This is a genomic window from Mesorhizobium sp. M4B.F.Ca.ET.143.01.1.1 (genome assembly GCF_004792275.1).
In the GTDB taxonomy this organism is placed as follows: domain Bacteria; phylum Pseudomonadota; class Alphaproteobacteria; order Rhizobiales; family Rhizobiaceae; genus Mesorhizobium; species Mesorhizobium abyssinicae.
The window spans coordinates 506,948-522,354 of the sequence record NZ_SRSR01000001.1 but is presented as its reverse complement, the minus strand read 5'-3'; the positions used below and the strand labels follow the sequence as shown (position 1 = coordinate 522,354).

The following is a 15,407-nucleotide window of genomic DNA, read 5'->3' as shown; positions in this document are numbered from 1 at the left end:
GCCGCGGCAGGAGTTATTTGGCGGCGGGCGGGATGGCCAGCGTCCCGCCGATCGGCAGCCGGTGCGCCTCGAAACCCTTGTTGGCGCCGGAGATCAGCTTCCACTTGGTGCCATCGCCATAGGCCTTCTTGGCCAGATCCCAGAAGGTGTCGCCGGCGACGATGACGTGGCTGGCCTCGGCTGGCGCTGCCTCGGCCGGCTTTGCCGGTTCCGCTGCCTGTGCCGGCGCAGCTTCGGCGGGCTTGGCCGGTTCGGCCGCGGGAGCAGGGGCCGGCGCCGCCGCAGGAGCCGCCTCAGCCGGCTTGGCCGGTTCTGCTGGAGCTGGCGTTGCCGGTGCAGCCTCGGCCGGCTTCGCCGGTTCGGCGGCGGGCGCCGCCGCGACGGTCGCCGCGATCTCGGTAATGCGGCCGTCGAGCTTGGGTGTATACGGCCGGTGCGCGCCGAGATAGTCGGCGACCACCTGCTCCAGGCCCGGGCCGTAATCATAGGCGTTCTTGGCCTTCTCGGCGAAGACCTTGTAGCCGTCGCCGCCTTGGCGGACATAGTTGTTGGTGGCGACCATATAGTCCTTGTCGGGATTGATCGGCGCCCAGGCGCCGCCTTCCATCACCTCGACCGACTTGACGCGTCCGGCGTTGGGCGCGACCGATTTGTCGAAGGAATATTTCAGACCGGCGACCTGCGGGAAGCGCCCGGCGCCGTCCTCGATCTGGCTGAGGCCGCTTTCCAGCCCGGCGACGAGGTCCTTGCCCGAGATCTGGAAGGTCGCCAGCGTGTTCTGGAAGGGCAGCACGGTCAACACCTCGCCCATGGTGACGGTGCCCTGGTCGATCGAGGCGCGCAGGCCGCCGCCATTCGAGATCACGATCTCGACGCCCTGGCCCTTGACGCGGTCGAGAATGGCGTCGGAGACGAGGTTGCCCATCTCGCATTCGCGGGCGCGGCAGTTGTCGCGGCTGCCGTCGATCGGCTTGGTGGTCTCGGCCACTTCCTTGTTCTTCAATTCCTCGATCGGCGCGCCGAGCTCCTTGATGCGGGCGAGCACGGCCGGATCGGGCGTGATCGACTTGTCGAGAAAGATCGGGTCGCCGCTCGCTTCCTTGACGACGCCGTTGTCGTCGAACACGACCTTGAACTCGCCGAGATATTTGGAATAGGAGGCCGCCTGCACCACCGGCACCTTGGAGCCGTCGGGGTTGTCGACCATCGTCGGGTAGGGGCCGGCCGCCTTCGGATCGGTGTTGGACAGAAGCGTGTGGCTGTGGCCGCCGACCACGACATCGATGCCCGGGATCTTGGCGATGACATCGCGCTCGCGGTTGTAGCCGATATGGGTGACGGCGATGATCTTGTTGACGCCTTGCGCCTTCAGTTTCTCGACCTCGGCCGTGATCGACTTGACGTCGTCCTCGATGGCGATGTTCGGGCCGGGCGAGGCGAGTTCCGGCGTGTCGTTGGTCACCGCGCCGACAATGCCGATCTTCTGGCCGCCGACCTCAAGCACGATCGATGGCTTGATCTTGCCGGCGGCGCCGGACTTGTCGTTGGCCACGACATTGGCGCTGACGACCGGGAACTTCGCCTTGTCGAGGTAGGGCACAAGTGCTGTCTCGCCGTCGTCGAATTCATGGTTGCCAAGCGTCACCGCATCCGGCTTGATCTGGTTGAGGAATTCCTCCTCCGCGGCACCCTTGTAGGTGATGTAGAACAGCGAGCCCTGGAAGCTGTCGCCCGCATTGAGCAGCAGCACGTTCTGACCCTCGAGCTTCTTGCGCTCCTGGGCGATCGCGGTGACCAGCCGGCCGGCACCGCCGATGCATTCGCCCTTTGTCTCCTCCTCGGCGGAGCAGGTCGACTCGTATTTGTTGTTGCCTTCGATGCGGCTGTGCCAATCGTTGAAATGCAGGATGTTCAATGTGTAGTCGGCAAAAGATGCTCCGGCCGACAGGCCAAGCGCTGACGCGGACAGGGCTGCAATAGCGGCAAATTTCTTCATCTTCCTCTCCCGGATGAACCTCATCAGAGGTGTCTAGCGCCATCGCTTGACTGCAGCACGACAGCCAGCTTCGAGGCATGTTCACATCGCGTTTCGGTCGATGCAAGGGGAAATCAGGACGAGGGCTCGCGCCGCCGTCCGCTATCAGGATAGATGTCTTACCGGCTCAGACGCGACGCGTGAGCACGAAGTTCTGCCCGCTGGCGCTGGTGCAGTTGAGCTGGCTGGTGGAGATCATCAGGCAGTTGAAGCTGACCGGCGTCTGGCGGATCAGCGAGGTGCCGTGGATCTCGACCGAGGTCGCGCCCGTCATGGTGTAGCTGCCTTCGGCGAGCTTCTGGCCGGTATCGGTGGCGACGGTGGTGAAGGCGCCGGCGGTGAAGCTCGACAGACCGGTGCCCTTGGCGTCGATCCAGGAGCCTTCGACGCCTTTCGGTCCGGCCGACATCGGCGGCTCGGAAGGGCCGACGGTGGAGCAGGCGGAAGCGGCCAGCAGGCTTGCCGCTGCGCCCGCCGAAAGCAATTTGCGTGCAATGGTCATGATCAAAATCCTCTCCTCTCGCGTCGGCCCGAAGTCGGTTCGAAGCACGGCGCGGACATTCATAGTGCTAGAGCGTACTCTCCAAACGGACGCACGTCGCTCCAGGCCGCGCCCCTTCAATCGCCCGATTTCCGGGCGATTGCAAGGCAGTCGGATAGGCTGACGGCGCTGCTATCGCACCAGGATGTTGCGGAATTGCCACGGGTCGTTCTTGTCGAGATCCTCGGGGAAAAGACCCGGACGGTGATCGAGCGGCGTCCAGTCGGTGTAATAGCCCTTGACCGGTCCGAGATAGGGCGATTGCACTTCCAGACAGCGCCTGTAGTCCATCTCGTCCGCCTCGACGATGCCGGCTTCGGGATTTTCCAGCGCCCAGACCATGCCGGCCAACACCGCCGAGGTGACCTGCAGGCCGGTGGCGTTCTGGTAGGGGGCGAGCTTGCGGGCCTCGGCGAGCGACAGCTGCGAGCCATACCAATAGGCATTCCTGTCATGGCCGTAGAGCAGCACGCCGAGCTCGTCGATGCCGTCGACCAGTTCGTTCTCGTCAAGCACGTGATGGACAGGCTGCGCCTTGCCGGCGGCGCCGAACATCTCATGCAGCGACAGCACCGCGTCGTTGCAAGGGTGATAGGCATAGTGACAGGTCGGGCGATAGTGGACCTTGCCCTTCTTGCCGCGCAAGGTGAAGAAGTCGGAGATCGAGATCGCCTCGTTGTGCGTCACCAGGAAGCCATATTGCGCGCCGGGCGTGGGGCACCACGAGCGCACGCGAGTGTTGGCGCCGGGCTGCTCCAGATAGATCGCCGCCTGCGAGCCGTGCTTGTGCTTTTTTGCGTTCTTCGGCATCCAGGTCTCATGCGTGCCCCAGCCGAGCTCGGCCGGTTGCAGACCCTCCGAGACGAAGCCTTCGACCGACCAGGTGTTCCAGAACACGTCCATCGGCTTCGGCTTCTTGGTGCGCTGGGTGTCGCGCTCGGCGATGTGGATGCCCTTGACGCCGGCCTTCTTCATCAGCTTCGCCCAGCCTTCGCGGTCGTTTTGCGCCGGCTCGGCGAACTCCAGGCCGAGATCGGTGGCGAGGTTGACCAGCGCCTGCTTGACGAACCACGAGACCATGCCCGGATTGGCGCCGCAGCAGGAGATCGCCGTGGTGCCGCCGGGGTTGCTGGCGATTTCCTCGCGCACGCTCTCGCGCAGTGCGTAGTTGGTGCGCGCGGCATTGTCGGCCTTGTCGTCGAAATAGAAGCCGAGCCAGGGCTCGACCACCGTGTCGACATAGAGCACGCCGAGCTTGCGGCAGAGCTTCATCAGTTCGAGCGAGGAGGTGTCGACCGACAGGTTGACGCAGAAGCCCTGGCCGCCGCCATTGGTCAGAAGCGGCGTCAGCAGCTTCTTGTAGTTCTTCTTGGTCACCGCATCCTGCACGAAGGTGATGCCGCGCTCGTCGAGGAGCTTGCGGTCGGTGTCGCGCGGGTCGATGACCGTCATGCGCGACTTGTCGAACTTGAAATGACGTTCGATCAGCGGCAGCGTTCCCCGTCCGATCGAGCCGAAGCCGATCATCACGACGGGACCGGTGATTTCACCGTAAACGGGCCAGTTTTCATTCGCCATTTTTTCAGACACTCCTTCAAACATAGGGAAAAGCAGGGCAATTGCGCCGGACGGTCAAGCGCTACACCACAGATCATTGTCACAAACCAGCGAAAAGCGCCAACCGCCGGCCAGGCCAGCCCGGCGGCGTGGTTAAGCCGCCCTGGCCATATCGGCGAGGAAGGCGACCAGGCGGTTGCGGTCGGATGTCAGGCCCTTGTAGTCGAGCTGTGCCTCGTCGAGCGCCTCAAGCTGCGCGGCGAAGGATGCCGCGAGCGTTGCCCTGTCGGGATGGCGGGCCAGCACCTTGAGCGGGTCGAGATGGATGCGGATGGTGAACAGGATGTCGCGCGAGACAGGCAGCTTGCGCAGCGTCTGGCGCTCGACGCGGATGAAGGCGTGGGCGTCGACGTCGCCATCATGAAAGCGCGAGGGCCGATTGGTGGCGCGGTCTATGCGCTGCAGGTTGGAAAGCGGATGATAGAGCGCGTCGCCGGCCTGGATCGACCAGTTGTAGCGCTCGACCGCCTGGCCCTGGAGACCGTCGAACATACGGTTGATCAAGTCGGCCGGACGCGTTCCTGGTCCGAAGCCGGGCACCGGCGCATGGATCTGCTGTAGCGGCTTGCCGAATTTTTCGGTGAGCGACCAGGATGAGGGAAAGCAGAGCGAGCCGGCGGCCAGCCGCCAGCCGCTTTCGTCCCGGCGCATCAGGATCAGATCCTCCTGGACGAGCAGGGATGCCTTGACGAGCGGCGCCTCGCGCAAGGCCGCGGTCGGACCGCCGCCGCTCTCGGCGCCGATGACCTCGACGCCGGCGCTCATGCCGCGGTGGGTGCCGGGGTGCTTCGCCGCGAGATAGGCGACGATGAGGTCGAGCACCTCTTGCTGCGCCTCGCGCGTGCCGTCTTCCTCGACAAAGACCTTCTCGGGGATTTCCGCGTAGAGCCGGCGCTTCTCGGCGAGGTGAGCAGGCAAGTTCTCGTCGACATCGAGCCATTGGTCGAGGCCGAGCGACTTGAGCCCGATGGTGAAGGGCTTTGACGAGCCGTCATAGGGCGTATGGGCGGGCCTGCTCATACTTCCTTGAACGCGTCCAGCTGGGCGACGGTCATTTTCGCCGTGAATTCGGTGACATCGTAATCGGCAGCGCCTGCCCTGGCGAAAGGATCGTCCGCCAGCCTAGCATCGAGCACGTCACGCGGACCACGCGCGATGATGATGCCGCCGGTCCTTGGCCGCTTCGGCCCGGAGGCGACGAAGATGCCTTCGGCGTAGCAGGCTTTCAGCCATTCGACATGCGCGGGCCCCAGCCGGTCAATCTCGGTCAGCGGCACCTTGTAGTTCAGCGAAACGACGAACATCGCATTCTCCCAGCCTGCGTCAGGACAGTTTTGCGGGGATCAGGCCGCGCAGCGAATTGCCGACGTAGACCGCACGGGCGGCCTTCAGATCGTCAAGGGTGTAGATCGCTTCGACGGCGCGGCCTTCATCCAGAAGCTCGCCGCGCAATACGCCAGGCAAGAGGCCGCAGTCGAGCCGGGGCGTTGCCAGCACGCCGTCGCCGAAATCGGCGAAGAGATTGGTGATCGTGCCCTCGCAGAGCTCGCCGCGCTCGTTGGCGAGCAGCACCTCGTCGGCGCGGCTGGCGAGATATTCGGCGCGCGCGTGCTGGTAGGTGTCGCGGCGGCTGGTCTTGTGGCGAAGCAGCGTATCGCCGGAATCGAGGCGAACGCGCGCCAATTGCAGCCGCCAGACCTTGTCGGCGGCGAGCGGCTCAAAGGGCTGCGCCGCGGCCGTCACCTCGCCGTTGCGCGCCAGCACGAGGCGGGTGCGCAAGGCGACGGTTTGCCGGCCAACCGTGTTCATCAGCACTTCGCCGACCTGTTGCGGATCGCAGGCGAAGCCGAGCTCCGCCGCCGAGGCGTAGAGCCGCGCGAGATGGCGCTCGAAGCGCAGGAAGCCGGAACCCGGCTCCCAGCGCAGGGTCTCGATCAGCTCGAAATCGGCACGGTTCCCGTCGCGAAGCGCGCTTTCAAGAGACACTCCAGGTACTCCTCCTCGGCGGTGGAATCGAAGACGACGCCGCCGCCGACATTGTAGACGGCCTCGCCGCTGGAAAAGAGCGAGATGGTGCGGATCGCCACGGAAAAACGCATCGTGCCGCCGGGCGCGATCCAGCCGATGGCGCCGCAATAGACGTCGCGCGGCACGGCTTCGAGATCGTGCAGGATCTCCATGGCGCGGATCTTCGGCGCGCCGGTGATCGAGCCGCAGGGAAACAGCGCCGCAAGAACCTGGCGGATGCCGACATCAGGCAGCAGTCTCGCCCGCACGCGGCTGACCATCTGGTGCACGGTCGGATAGGTCTCGATGCGGAACAGCTCCGGCACCTCGAGCGTGCCGACCTCGCTGATCAGCGAGATGTCGTTGCGCAAGAGGTCGACGATCATGCGGTTCTCGGCCTGATTCTTCTCGTCCTTGCGCAGGAACGATTTCAGGCGCGCGTCCTCGGCCTTGGTCGCGCCGCGCGGCGCCGTGCCCTTCATCGGATGCGTCTCGATCATGCCTTCGGCGTCGATCTCGAAGAACAGCTCCGGCGAGCGTGACAGCACGATCGGATCGCCGAGCGCAATCAGCGCGCCGTATTTCACCGGCTGGCGCTCGGTCAGCGCGTCGAAGGCGGCGAGCGGATCGCCGGACCATTGCGCCCGCACCGGAAAGGTCAGATTGCCCTGGTAGCAGTCGCCCTTGCGGATGTGGTCGTGCAGCCGCGCGAAGCGCTTCGCATAGTCTTGCGCCGACCAGGCGGCATGGGCGTCGAAGATCGGGCCGTTGGTCGCGGGACCGGGACGGCGCGGCACCGCCTGTTCGGCAGGAGCGTCGAAGACGCCGAGGCAGACCAGCGGCGCGCGCCGGCCCTCGGGAAGCAATGGCACCAGCTTCGGCTCGAGCAGATATCCCGCTTCATACGAGAAGTAGCCGGCCAGCCATTTGCCCGCATCGGAGGCCGCCTGCGCGGCTTCAAGGGCCGCGGGGAAATCGTCCGCGCCGTGCGCGACGATGATCTCGGCCGGCCGGTCGAAGACCAGCTGGCGGCCGCTCTCGTCGTTGCGGAAAATGGCGGACGGCAGGGACATGGCTCGAGTGTTCGGTCGGTGGTGCAGCGATCGCTCTATATGGGGGGGCGGCGGCGCGCAATCGAGGGAGCGGCGTCGAGAGCCGCAAAGGCGGCTGGACCAAAGGAAAGCGGCGGTGTCCATGCGCACCGCCGCTTGTCATGCGCCGGAAGCGCAAGCCGATCAGGTGTTGCTTGCGGTTCCCGCGGTCGGGAAGCGGCGGGCGAATTCCGTTTCGTCGCCGGCGGCGAGCAGCTTCGCCTGCTCGATCCATTGCTCGCGCGCGATACGTCCGTCGAAATTCAGCACCTCCTCGATGCGCTTGACGTCGTCGGCCGTCCAGGCGGCGATCTGGGCGTAACTTGTGACCCCAAGGCCCTTGAGCAGCTTTTCATTGACCGGGCCGATACCGATCAGCCGGCGCAAATTGTCGGCCGTCCCTGTCGCCGGCTTGTCTGCTGCCGGCGCTGACTGGGCCGGTGCAGGCGCGGCTGTCTTTGCCACCGCGTTGGGGGCCGCGGCCTTAGGCGCGGCGGCCGTCTTTGATGCCGCAGGCTTTGCGGCGGCAGGCTTGGTTGCCGCCGGCCTTGCAGCGGCAGATTTGGCAGCGGCCGGCCTGGCGGCTGCGGGCTTGGCCGAAGCCGGCTTGGCCGGAGCAGGCTTGGCGGCAGCAGGCTTGGCCGAAGCCGGCGTCGAGATCAGCGCCGCGGGTGCTGGGGCGGAGGCCTTCGCCGCGCCGGATCCAGCCGGCGCTTCGCGCAGCCGGCGCTCGAGATCGGCGCGGGCACGGCCGCAAGCATCGAGCTCGCCGGTCAGCCGGTCGGCATCGGCACGCACCTTGTCGCGCTCGCTGCGCGTGCGCTCCAGATCACCGCGCAGGCCGTCGAGCTCGCCGCCCAGGCGGCCCCAGATGAACCAGCCGGCCACAACACCCACGATGAACGCCAGGAGCATGTAGAAAAAAGTGCTCATTCTCTCTCTCCAGTCCGATCCGTCTGCCGTGGCCTGGAGTGACGACCTTGGCGCAAGACCGTTCGATGGTTCCGCCAGGCGGAACAGCCGGCTTCAATCGAGCTGTCGGCGATCGGCTCTTCGCCATGGCCAACGGCCGCATCGCATTCGCCGAAGGTCGCCACCGGCCGAGATTGTCCCTTGCCTGAGCTCCGGCTGAGCTTGAGGCCGGACGCTACCATACGGCTTGTGGAAAGCTAACGGAAAAAATTCCCCGGAGAGTCATTCAAGAACAAATATTTATGCCAAGAATAGGCCAGTCCCAACTGCGTTCCGTCTAAACTATTCTGGCGACGCTCAGCGGCAGGGCCACCCTTCACTTGTCCAGCGCTTCCAGCTCGTCGATCAGGCCGCCGATCACACCCAGCCCGATCTGCCAGAAGGCAGGGTTGGTGGCGTCGAGACCGAAGGGCGCCAGCAGCTCGGAATGATGCTTGGTGCCGCCGGCGCGCAGCATCTCGAAATACTTCTCCTGAAAGCCGCGCTCGGCATTCTGGTAGACCGCGTAGAGCGAGTTCACGAGGCAATCGCCGAAGGCATAGGCGTAGACATAGAAGGGTGAATGGATGAAGTGCGGGATATAGGTCCAGAACACTTCGTAGCCGTCGCGCAGCTTGATCGCCGGGCCGAGGCTCTCGGCCTGCACCTCCAGCCAGAACTGGCCGAGCCGGTCAGAGGTCAGCTCGCCGTTCTTGCGCTCGGCATGCACCTTGCGCTCGAATTCGTAGAAAGCGATCTGGCGCACCACGGTGTTGATCATGTCCTCGACCTTCTGGGCGAGCATGGCCTTGCGCTCGCGCCGGTCGGTGGTCTGGTCGAGCAACGAGCGGAAGGTCAGCATCTCGCCGAAGACGGAGGCCGTTTCGGCCAGCGTCAGCGGCGTCGAGGCCATCAGCGCACCCTGGCCGCCTGCCAGCACCTGATGCACGCCATGGCCGAGCTCATGCGCGAGCGTCATCACGTCGCGCGGCTTGCCCATGTAGTTGAGCAGCACATAGGGATGCGCAGACGGCACGGTCGGATGGGCGAAGGCGCCGGGCGACTTGCCGGGCCGCACCGGCGCGTCGATCCAGTTGCGGTCGAAGAAGGTGCGGGCGATTTCGGCCATGTCGGGCGAGAAGCGCTGATAGGCCGACAGCACCGTGTCCCTGGCATCGTCCCAGCGGATGACCGCCTGCGGGGTCTCGGGCAAGGGCGCGTTGCGATCCCAGTGGTTCATCACTTGCATGCCGAGCCAGCGCGCCTTCATCGCATAGTAGCGATGCGACAGGCGCGGATAGGCCTCGCGCACGGCGGCGGCCAGGGCGTCGACCACACTGCGCTCGACGCGATTGGCGAGGTGGCGTGAATCGGCGATGTCCTCGAAGCCGCGCCAGCGGTCGGAAATCTCCTTGTCCTTGGCCAGCGTGTTGGTGATCAGCGTGAAGGTGCGCAGATTCTTGCGGAAGGTCGCGGCCAGCGCCTCTGACGCCTGGCGGCGCACTTCGCCGTCGGCGTCCTGCAAGCGGTTCAGCGCCGGTTCCAGCGCCAGCTCCTCGCCGCCGACGTCGAAGCGCAGATCGGTCATCGTCTCGTCGAACAGCCGGTTCCAGGCGCCGCGTCCGGTGATCGACTTTTCATGGAAAAGCTGCTCGACCCGATCCTCGAGCTGGTAGGGCTTGTCCTTCCTGAGGTCGAGCACCCAAGGCCGATAGTGGGCAAAGCCCGCGTCGGCGGCGAGCGCGCCCTCGATCACCGCGTCGTCGATCAGATTGAGTTCGAGTGCAAAAAACAGAAGATGCGCGCTGGCGTCGGTCATCTTCTCCTGGATATCGCCATAGAGCTTGGCGCGCTGCGGGTCGGCGGTGTTGCCGGCATAGACCAGCCCGGCATAGGAGACGATGCGGCCGATCAACTCCTCCAGCGCCTCATAGGCGCGCAACGCTTCGCCCAGGCGGCCGGCGGCGCCGCGCTCGGCCTCGGCGGCAAGCGTGCCTTTCCAGCGCGTCTCGAAGCTGATCGCATCCTGCGCCGCCTTGGCGATGTCGCGCTTCAGCTCGGCCGCTTGCATGCCGGAATAGAGGTCGGCGAGGTTCCATTCCGGCAGGTCGCCGAGCTCCGCCGCGCCGTGACCGGACGCTACCGCCGCGAGCTGCCCATCAGAAACCATGCGCATCAAATACCTTCCAGAAGCTGGGGAAAGAGAGAAGCCGGTCAAATCCTAAGGAATTCGTTCACCGGGTTTTTTGAAACCTTATTTAGAACCCTGTGCCAAGATGATCCATGGGGATTTCTCGGGCCAGGCATCAACGCAGTCATGACAGGTTCCATACTCATAGTCGATGACGATCCCGTGCAGCGCAGGCTGCTCGAGGCGGCAGTGACGAAATTCGGCCACGGCGCGATCGTCACCGACGGCGGCGAGGCCGGCCTCGGGGCTCTCGACGGACCCGGCGCGCGCGATGTGTCGGTGGTCATTCTCGACCTCGTCATGCCCGGCCTCGACGGCATCGGCGTCCTGAAGGCGATGCGCGAGCGCGGCATCCACGTTCCGGTCATCGTGCAGACCGCGCAGGGCGGCATCGAGACCGTCGTATCGGCGATGCGCCACGGCGCCTTCGATTTCGTCGTCAAGCCGGCCTCCCCCGACAGGCTGCAGACCGCGATCTCCAACGCGCTGAAGGTCGAGGCGGTCGAAGACGAGATGAAGCGCACGTCCAGGCGGCGCGGCGGCCACCTGACCTTCAAGGACCTGATCACCCACAGCCCGGCGATGGACCGGGTGATCCGACTCGGCCAGAAGGCGGCGGCGTCCAACATCCCGATCCTGATCGAGGGCGAATCGGGCGTCGGCAAGGAGCTGGTGGCGCGCGCCATCCAGGGCAGCGGCGACCGCCGCTCGAAACCGTTCGTCACCGTCAATTGCGGCGCCATCCCCGACAATCTCGTCGAATCGATCCTGTTCGGCCACGAAAAGGGCTCGTTCACCGGCGCCACCGACAAGCACACCGGCAAATTCGTCGAGGCGCATTCGGGCACGCTGTTCCTCGACGAGATCGGCGACCTGCCGCTCGACGTCCAGGTCAAGCTGTTGCGTGCGGTGCAAGAGGGCGAGGTCGATCCGGTCGGCGGCCGTTCGACGGTCAAGGTCGACATCAGGCTGATCTCGGCGACGCATCGCAATCTCCTGCAGCAGGTCAAGGACGGCCGTTTCCGCGAGGATCTGTTCTACCGGCTCAACGTCTATCCGATCTTCGTGCCGCCGCTGCGCGACCGCCGCGACGACATTCCCTATCTGGTCAGGCATTTCATGGAGAAGGTGGCGCCTGCCGATCCGCGTCACCGTCCGCAAGGCATCTCGGCCAGGGCGCTCGCCATGCTGCAGGCCTATGACTGGCCGGGCAACATCAGGCAGCTGGAGAACGCCGTCTTCAGGGCCTCCGTGCTGGCCGAAAGCGAGCTGCTGACGGAAGAGGAGTTTCCGCAGATCCGCGCGCAGCTGGAAGGCACGGTCAAGCTCGATGTCGAATTTGCCGCGCCAGCGCCTGAGCTGAACGGTGACGACGACGTGGCCGGCGAGCCGGGGGTGGTCGTGGCCGAGCCCGATCCGCCGGCAAGGCTGCAGCCGCGCTTCGGGACGCTGCGGGCACTGGACGAGCGCGGCAATGTACGCGCTCTGGCCGAAGTCGAACTGGAAATGATCAAGCTCGCCATCGACCATTACAATGGCCAGATGAGCGAGGTCGCGCGCCGTCTCGGCATCGGCCGTTCGACCCTCTACAGGAAGCTCAAGGAATACGGCATCGACCCGGAAAGCGGCCGCATCGAGCGCCTTGCATCCTGACCCGCCGAGCCCTGTTCGCAAGCTCCGGACCAGTTCCGTCCCCTGGTGCGGGCCCGCTCGGCATTGATCGCGGCGCCGGCGGCGCCGCAGCGACTCGATTATGGCTGCGATCACGCAATTGAGGCCCGCGGTAACAGATTGTGTTTCGGCCAAAGGCGGAAAAATGATCTAAACCAGCAATTTACCAAGAAACGCAGTGCAACATTTTTGACGGGATATCGCCACGGTGTTACCGCATTTCGGCTTCAATAAGCGATGATTAACCATTAGGATCGATATTCGGATGTGAGAACAACACATCCGTTTGGGCAAATCCGGGGACAAACGGCAGCCTGCAAGGCCATTTGATTTGAACCAAGTCGAACGACACACAGACGGGCGGCATTATCACATGAGCGTCTGGCCGAGATGGCTGGCTGCTGTGATTGTTGCGCTTGGTTTCCTCGCCGCGGCCGTGACCGGCGCCAGCGCCGAAGTTCGTTCGCTGAAGCTCTATCACCTGCACACGCACGAAAAGGCCGAGATCGTCTACAAGCGCAATGGGCGCTACGATCCCGAGGGCCTGCGCAAGATCAACATCATCCTGCGTGACTGGCGCCGCAACGAACCGACCAAGATGGATCCGCGGCTGCTCGACCTGGTCTGGGAAGCCTATCGGCAGAGCGGCGCCACCGACTACATCCAGGTCGTCTGCGGCTATCGCTCGCCGGCGACGAACTCGATGCTGCGCAGCCGCAGCCGGGGTGTCGCCGAGAAGAGCCAGCACATGCTCGGCAAGGCGATGGATTTCTATATCCCCGGCGTGCCGCTGAAGAAGCTGCGCAACATCGGTCTCAAGATGCAGGGCGGCGGCGTCGGCTACTATCCGTCGTCGGGCTCTCCGTTCGTGCATATGGATGTCGGCAATGTGCGCCACTGGCCGGGCATCAGCCGCCAGGAACTGGTCGGGGTCTTCCCGAACGGCAAGACGCTGCACGTGCCGAGCGACGGCAGGCCGCTGCCGGGCTACGAACAGGCTTTGGCCGCCTACAAAGCCCGTAAGGGCGCCGGCACCCCCAACATCGAACTGGCCAGCGCCGGCGGTTCGACCAAGCGGTCCGGCGGGCTGCTTGCTGCCTGGTTTGGCGGCGGCGACGACGAGGCGGACGACAGCGCCGATGTCGCGACTGCCGCGCCTGCGCCCAAGCCGAAGAGCGTGAAACCGGCGGTGGCGGCCAAGAGCAGCAACCTGCCTGGCATCGCGATCGTGTCACCCAAGGACGCGCAGCGCGCCAACATTCCACAGATCGCCGACGACAATTCGGCCGATTCGGAACCTGAGCAGGACACGCCGGAGACGATCATCGCGGCGCTGCCGCCAAAGGAGGTCCCGCTGCCGGACTTCGCGCCGCGTCCGAAGACCGATGTCGGCCAGCAGGCGCCTGAGAACGTGCCGTTCGGCGTGGCCGACGCCTCGACGACGACCGAGCAGGGGGTGGCGACTGCGCATGCGCCGGTCAGCGTGCCTTTCGGCATGACCAATCCGACTGCTGCGGATGCCGCGACTGCTGCCGCAGATCCAGCGCAGGTCGCGGTCAACAACATCCCGCTACCGACATGGCGTCCTGACCGTTCGTTGCCGGCCGATCTCGCAGCGCAGGACAAGAGCGTGCTGCTGGCGCTGGCCGACACCGCCCAGCACAACAAGACCGCGACCGATGCGTTCTCGGTCCTGCCCAGCGCGCGTCCGGATGAGGCCAAGGCGGACGAGGTCAAGCCGGATGAAGTCAAGGCCGTTCTAGACGAGGCCAACGCCACGAGCGAGGCCAGTGTCGCGAGTGGCGACTATCAGGTCGCCTCGCTCGAGCCGCGCTCGGCATTCAACGATCCGTCCGGCGTCGATGCGGCCTCGCCGCGCGACGCCATCGCCAGCCGCCCGGCCGGTTCCGATCCGGCGCTGGCAATCGGTGCCGGCGTGAAGACGACGCGCAAGGAAGCCAGGGCCAGCGCCCGCGACCTGAAGCCTGGGCCGAAGGCAATGGTGGTTGCCGCTGCCCCGCAGGCCGCGCGCTGGGCACTGAACAGCGGCGAATACGTCGCCACGGTCTCCGGCGCCACGACGGCGCCGCGCTATGCCTACAACATCGTGCATACGCCGCCGAGCGAGGTCTATACGGCGGGCTTCCAGGCCGACAACCAGATGGCGGATGCCAACCGGTTCACCGGCAATGCCGTGAAGTTCCTCTCGGTCGCCCGTTTCCAGACCAAGTAGGCGACAGGCCAGACAATCGCAAAGCCGCGCCGGGCGACCCGCGCGGCTTTTGCTTTTGAGGCAGGCAATCCGCGGCGCCGTTCGGGTCGGCGCTGGCTTCGGCGGGGCCGGGATGCTAACGACGTGACGCCTGCTTTCCCGCTTCGTCTAACGGTAGGACAGCGCCCTTTGAAGGCGTGAATCGTGGTTCGAATCCATGAGCGGGAACCAGCGGCTGCCGACCCGTCAGCAACCGGCTCGGGCCTGCGCATCGCGCGCTGATTGCATTCCAGGCAACTGGCCCGGTCGGTAGCCGGCCGGGTCTTTCGTGTCCCGGACGCTACTTCTTGAGCTGGCTCGCCGCGCGGGCCAGGGCCTCGATCTCGTCCCACTTGCCGGCCTTGACCATGTCGTCCGGCGCTACCCAGGATCCGCCGACGCAGACGACGTTGGGCAGGGCGAGATAGTCGGCGGCGTTCTTGGCGCTGATGCCGCCGGTCGGGCAGAACTTCACGTCGGCGAGCGGCGAGGCGAAGGCCTTCAGCGAGGCAATGCCCCCAGATTGCTCGGCCGGGAAGAATTTCAGGAAGCGCAAGCCGGCCTCGCGGGCAGCCATGATCTCGCCGGGCGTGATGGCGCCCGGCAAAAGCGGCACCTCGCTGTCCTTCGCCGCCGCCAGGAGCTGGCTGGTGATGCCGGGGCTGACGATGAATTTCGAGCCGGCGCGTGCTGCCTCGTCGAACTGCCCGGCGTCGAGAATGGTGCCGGCGCCGACGATGGCGTCCTCGACCTCGCCGGCGACGCGCCGGATCGCTTCCAGCGCATCGGAGGTGCGCAGCGTGATCTCGATCGCCGGCAGGCCGCCACGGGCGAGCGCGCGGGCTAGCGGCACCGCATCGGCGACATTGGCGATCTTGAGCACCGGTATGACCGGCTGGCCATTGAGGAGCGACAGGAGCTTCTCGGTCTTGCTGGGCATTCGCTTGGTCTCTCCGGTATCGATCGATTTCAACCGATTAGCAGAAGGGGTATCCCGAGTCCACGAAACGAGGCGTGTCGCGATGTCACGTACCGGCGGCGCCGCTTCCCCG

General features: G+C 65.5%; 12 protein-coding genes and 1 tRNA gene. 3 read left to right on the top strand and 10 right to left on the bottom strand.

The annotated features are described in order from the left end of the window. Positions 1-13: 13 nt before the first annotated feature. The 9 genes from EN786_RS02485 to EN786_RS02445 all read right to left on the bottom strand — a co-directional run bounded on the left by EN786_RS02485 (position 14) and on the right by EN786_RS02445 (position 10,418). Positions 14-1,996: a bifunctional UDP-sugar hydrolase/5'-nucleotidase gene (locus EN786_RS02485; RefSeq protein WP_127311677.1), complete on the bottom strand. Its 1,983-nt coding sequence runs from the start codon at positions 1,994-1,996 to the stop codon at positions 14-16. A 166-nt stretch (positions 1,997-2,162) separates the two neighbouring features. Then, on the bottom strand, positions 2,163-2,537 hold the full coding sequence (locus tag EN786_RS02480) for a hypothetical protein (protein WP_127284911.1): 375 nt from the start codon (positions 2,535-2,537) through the stop codon (positions 2,163-2,165). Between the two features lie 171 nt (positions 2,538-2,708). Then, a complete protein-coding gene (locus EN786_RS02475; protein ID WP_127311931.1) occupies positions 2,709-4,154 on the bottom strand; it encodes a homospermidine synthase in 1,446 nt (481 codons plus the stop codon). A 132-nt stretch (positions 4,155-4,286) separates the two neighbouring features. Then, positions 4,287-5,213 carry a DUF3445 domain-containing protein gene (locus EN786_RS02470; RefSeq protein ID WP_127311932.1) on the bottom strand — a complete coding sequence of 309 codons (927 nt, stop codon included), beginning with the start codon at positions 5,211-5,213 and terminating at the stop codon, positions 4,287-4,289. Then, positions 5,210-5,497, bottom strand: a complete 288-nt coding sequence (locus tag EN786_RS02465) for a YciI family protein (protein ID WP_127311933.1) — start codon at positions 5,495-5,497, stop codon at positions 5,210-5,212. Before EN786_RS02465 ends, EN786_RS02470 begins: the two co-directional genes overlap by 4 nt. Before the next feature lie 19 nt (positions 5,498-5,516). Continuing rightward, positions 5,517-6,179 carry an aminotransferase class IV family protein gene (locus tag EN786_RS02460; RefSeq protein ID WP_135907952.1) on the bottom strand — a complete coding sequence of 221 codons (663 nt, stop codon included), beginning with the start codon at positions 6,177-6,179 and terminating at the stop codon, positions 5,517-5,519. Continuing rightward, positions 6,128-7,273, bottom strand: a complete 1,146-nt coding sequence (locus EN786_RS02455) for an aminodeoxychorismate synthase component I (protein ID WP_127311592.1) — start codon at positions 7,271-7,273, stop codon at positions 6,128-6,130. The genes EN786_RS02460 and EN786_RS02455 overlap by 52 nt, the downstream gene beginning before the upstream one ends. Before the next feature lie 162 nt (positions 7,274-7,435). Further along, a complete protein-coding gene (locus EN786_RS02450; protein WP_127311591.1) occupies positions 7,436-8,224 on the bottom strand; it encodes a proton-conducting membrane transporter in 789 nt (262 codons plus the stop codon). Between the two features lie 355 nt (positions 8,225-8,579). Next, positions 8,580-10,418 (bottom strand): M3 family oligoendopeptidase, encoded by a 1,839-nt coding sequence (locus EN786_RS02445; protein WP_189340655.1) that lies wholly within the window; start codon positions 10,416-10,418, stop codon positions 8,580-8,582. Between the two features lie 141 nt (positions 10,419-10,559). On the opposite strand from EN786_RS02445, the gene EN786_RS02440 reads away from it, so the two are divergent. The 3 genes from EN786_RS02440 to EN786_RS02430 all read left to right on the top strand — a co-directional run bounded on the left by EN786_RS02440 (position 10,560) and on the right by EN786_RS02430 (position 14,547). Further along, on the top strand, positions 10,560-12,086 hold the full coding sequence (locus EN786_RS02440) for a sigma-54 dependent transcriptional regulator (RefSeq protein ID WP_127286201.1): 1,527 nt from the start codon (positions 10,560-10,562) through the stop codon (positions 12,084-12,086). 391 nt (positions 12,087-12,477) lie between these two features. Next, positions 12,478-14,337, top strand: a complete 1,860-nt coding sequence (locus EN786_RS02435) for a DUF882 domain-containing protein (RefSeq protein WP_127311726.1) — start codon at positions 12,478-12,480, stop codon at positions 14,335-14,337. A 136-nt stretch (positions 14,338-14,473) separates the two neighbouring features. After that, positions 14,474-14,547 (top strand) — tRNA-Gln (locus EN786_RS02430). A 109-nt stretch (positions 14,548-14,656) separates the two neighbouring features. Here EN786_RS02430 and EN786_RS02425 read toward each other — a convergent pair. Then, a complete protein-coding gene (locus tag EN786_RS02425) occupies positions 14,657-15,295 on the bottom strand; it encodes a 2-dehydro-3-deoxy-phosphogluconate aldolase (RefSeq protein WP_127311727.1) in 639 nt (212 codons plus the stop codon). Positions 15,296-15,407 lie beyond the last annotated feature (112 nt).

Excerpts from the sequence above, each read along its gene's own strand:
- EN786_RS02450 (WP_127311591.1), bottom strand. The coding sequence starts at position 8,224 with ATGAGCACTTTTTTCTACATGCTCCTGGCGTTCATCGTGGGTGTTGTG.
- EN786_RS02485 (WP_127311677.1), bottom strand. The coding sequence starts at position 1,996 with ATGAAGAAATTTGCCGCTATTGCAGCCCTGTCCGCGTCAGCGCTTGGC.
- EN786_RS02455 (WP_127311592.1), bottom strand. The coding sequence starts at position 7,273 with ATGTCCCTGCCGTCCGCCATTTTCCGCAACGACGAGAGCGGCCGCCAG.
- EN786_RS02475 (WP_127311931.1), bottom strand. The coding sequence starts at position 4,154 with ATGGCGAATGAAAACTGGCCCGTTTACGGTGAAATCACCGGTCCCGTC.
- EN786_RS02470 (WP_127311932.1), bottom strand. The coding sequence starts at position 5,213 with ATGAGCAGGCCCGCCCATACGCCCTATGACGGCTCGTCAAAGCCCTTC.
- EN786_RS02445 (WP_189340655.1), bottom strand. The coding sequence starts at position 10,418 with ATGCGCATGGTTTCTGATGGGCAGCTCGCGGCGGTAGCGTCCGGTCAC.
- EN786_RS02465 (WP_127311933.1), bottom strand. The coding sequence starts at position 5,497 with ATGTTCGTCGTTTCGCTGAACTACAAGGTGCCGCTGACCGAGATTGAC.
- EN786_RS02480 (WP_127284911.1), bottom strand. The coding sequence starts at position 2,537 with ATGACCATTGCACGCAAATTGCTTTCGGCGGGCGCAGCGGCAAGCCTG.
- EN786_RS02425 (WP_127311727.1), bottom strand. The coding sequence starts at position 15,295 with ATGCCCAGCAAGACCGAGAAGCTCCTGTCGCTCCTCAATGGCCAGCCG.
- EN786_RS02435 (WP_127311726.1), top strand. The coding sequence starts at position 12,478 with ATGAGCGTCTGGCCGAGATGGCTGGCTGCTGTGATTGTTGCGCTTGGT.
- EN786_RS02440 (WP_127286201.1), top strand. The coding sequence starts at position 10,560 with ATGACAGGTTCCATACTCATAGTCGATGACGATCCCGTGCAGCGCAGG.